At 61.7% G+C, this 1484-nt stretch carries 1 protein-coding gene and 2 pseudogenes; 1 reads left to right on the forward strand and 2 read right to left on the reverse strand.

All coding sequences use genetic code 11. The features are described from left to right. Positions 1-491, forward strand: a pseudogene (locus HX846_RS14025) (1-aminocyclopropane-1-carboxylate deaminase); the annotation flags it as partial. A gap of 65 nt (positions 492-556) precedes the next feature. Here HX846_RS14025 and HX846_RS14030 read toward each other — a convergent pair. Next, positions 557-1117, reverse strand: coding sequence for a cytochrome b (locus tag HX846_RS14030; protein WP_177029094.1), 561 nt, complete (start codon positions 1115-1117; stop codon positions 557-559). Positions 1118-1239: 122 nt separating this feature from the next. Beyond that, positions 1240-1484: pseudogene (locus tag HX846_RS14035) on the reverse strand (phosphonoacetaldehyde hydrolase); the annotation flags it as partial.

Here is a 1484-nt window from a genome sequence, read left to right on the forward strand (position 1 = left end):
ACCCGGTACCTGAAGGCGGCGGGGGCCTGGCGGGCGCGTTGGGTTGCGGGGTTTTGGTGAATCAGGCGCAGGCGCAATTAAACGGCCTGGGCTGGACGGACTATCACGGTTGGTGGCTGGCGGCAGGCACCGGTACTACATTGGCGGGATTGGTGCTGGCGGAGGCGGGCGCGCATCCGGTATATGGCGCCCTGGCGGTGCCCGACGACCACGGGGTGGCGCAACAGGTGCAGGCGCTTGTGCAGCAGGGTTATGAATTGCTGGAGGCCAGCCGGGGCGGCTTTGCCAAGGTTGATCCGGAGTTGCTGGCCTTTATCGACGCTACCGAGCAAGCCTGTGGTCTGGCGCTGGAGCCGCTGTATACCGGCAAGGCGTTATTGGCGTTGAAACAACAGATTGAAGCCGGGAGATTTTCCCCCGGCACCCGCCTGATCTTCGTCCACACCGGTGGCCTGCAGGGCCGCCGGGGTTTCCCTGTTGCACCCGGTTAATGTAGGCGCTGGCTTGCCTGNNGCCAGCTCCCCCACAAGCCAGCTGCCACATTCAATCCGTGGGCTTACTGAAGGTTCCCTCTCTTGCCGGGCATCATTCTCAATGCAGTGTTGTCTCGCAGCACATAGTGATGGGCCAATCCGGCCAACGCATGCAGCCCGATCAGCCAGTAGCCGATCTTGCCGAACAGCACGTGCCAGCTTTCAATTTCCTTGGCCAACGCCTTGTTCTCGGCAATCAGCGGCGGCAACTCGATGCCGTAGAACATCACCGAATGCCCCTCGGCGCTGACGATCAGCCAGCCGGCGATGGGCATGCCGATCATCAAGGCGTACAGCGCCATGTGCATCAGGGTGGCGAGGAGGGTTTGCCATTGCGGCGGGGCCGGTACGATCTTCGGTGCCACGCCCAGGCTGCGGGCGAACAACCGTAGCCACACCAGCACAAACACCGTCAGGCCGAACATGAAGTGCATTTCCACGATCAACGTACGTGCGCCGCTGCCTTTGGGAAACTGCCCGCGTAACTCAATGCAGGCGTAGACCACCGCCAGCAGCAGCACCATCAGCCAGTGCAACGCAATCGACATGGTGCTGTAACGCGTATCGGAATTTTTCCAGGGCATCGCTTTCTTCCTCACTCATCAGGGCAAACCTCCGTTCTTTGCGACGGAGTCCTTTCAATGTAAGCCTGTTTTACGAGGTTTGCCCGTGAGAGGAGGGTGTATAGGCGATCTTTTGATCTCGATCAGTTGCCCTGCGGCATTTCACCCCGTGCCAGGCGCTGGTTGATGTCGGCGATCACCGCAGGCAGGTCGGTGATGGTGTCGATCATGTAGTGTGGGCGCGAGCCTTCGAACATGGCCTGGATACGCGTGCGTTCGCTGGCGAGTGTGCCGGCGTCGAGGGCGCGGAACTGCTCGTAGGTCAGGCCCAGGGCGTTGCCCGAGCAGGTCAGCGCCACGGTCCACATCCCGGCGCGACGGCCTTCGA

The organism is Pseudomonas sp. K5002 (assembly GCF_013386655.1).
GTDB lineage: Bacteria > Pseudomonadota > Gammaproteobacteria > Pseudomonadales > Pseudomonadaceae > Aquipseudomonas.

Coding starts and splice junctions, on each gene's coding strand:
- HX846_RS14030 (WP_177029094.1), bottom strand. CDS start 1,117: ATGCCCTGGAAAAATTCCGATACGCGTTACAGCACCATGTCGATTGCG.